This is a genomic window from Clostridium tarantellae (assembly GCF_009295725.1).
GTDB lineage: Bacteria > Bacillota > Clostridia > Clostridiales > Clostridiaceae > Sarcina > Sarcina tarantellae.
Genome location: NZ_WHJC01000557.1, coordinates 1 through 936, shown reverse-complemented (window position 1 = coordinate 936; position 936 = coordinate 1). Strand labels below are relative to the sequence as shown.

Genomic DNA, 936 nt, shown 5'->3' with positions numbered 1-936 from the left:
AAAATATTGCTTTGAATATTTTCAGCCATTCTTACTAAAGCTTCTGTAATAGCTCCCTCATTATCTTCCTTTAATGCTTCTGTTATTTGTGCTCTTATTTCATTTGTATTATTATCTAAATTTTTTACTGCCATTTTATCTACTCCTCCATCTATTTAAATGCATAAAAAAAAACTATAAGTTAACTTACAGTTTTTCATATACAAAATAATTATCTTCTATTATTATTTCTTTGTGCTTTTTTTGCTCTTCTGCATTCAGCACATCTTGCTGGCTCATTGTCGAATCCTTTTTCTTTGTAAAACTCTTGCTCTCTCTCACTAAATACGAATTCTGCACCACAATCTTTACATGTTAATATTTTATCTGCCATAAAAAATTCCTCCTTAATTTAAAGTTTTCCTATTGATAAGGATACTCTAATTAAGAAAAAATATTCATAATTTAAAAATTTTTATTTATTTCTTGTTTTATTATTCCCTAAAGAATTAAAAAAAGCTGATAATAATTCAGCATTCCTTTTATTTATTTTACTTTTATTTTCTTCTTCTTCTCTTTTTTCTTTACTTTCCTCTGATGATTTTCTTTCCTTTTCCCTTATATCCTTTATAGAAATACTGCACTGTTCTGAGCGACAATTTATTTCTGTATCTCCATAGGCAGGAATTGGCGTGGCTGTTACCTCAAAAAGTTCTACCTCTGTTATATCTCTATAAAAGGTCCAATCATCATCCCATCTTGTTTTTTGATCTACTATATTAAATCCAAAACTACAACCTTTAATAAGTCCTAGTCTTACATTTTCTAACAAATCATTACCATCTGTGGTATTAGGTACTGTTAATTCAAATCTTAATCCATTAGAATCTTCTTCTAAAACTAAGTTTGAATCCGTTCTTCCTACTACCTTATTCCAATCATGATTAATAAGCATAA

Annotated in this window: 2 protein-coding genes; both read right to left on the bottom strand. The window is 28.0% G+C overall.

Translation table 11 applies throughout. From position 1 onward, the window contains the following. Positions 1-211: 211 nt before the first annotated feature. Positions 212-373 (bottom strand): zinc-ribbon domain-containing protein, encoded by a 162-nt coding sequence (locus tag GBZ86_RS16340; RefSeq protein WP_152892424.1) that lies wholly within the window; start codon positions 371-373, stop codon positions 212-214. Positions 374-454: 81 nt separating this feature from the next. Beyond that, positions 455-936, bottom strand: a 482-nt coding sequence (locus GBZ86_RS16335) for an HK97 family phage prohead protease (RefSeq protein WP_152892422.1), incomplete at its 5' end; no start/stop codon positions are given.

Coding starts and splice junctions, on each gene's coding strand:
- GBZ86_RS16340 (WP_152892424.1), bottom strand. CDS start 373: ATGGCAGATAAAATATTAACATGTAAAGATTGTGGTGCAGAATTCGTA.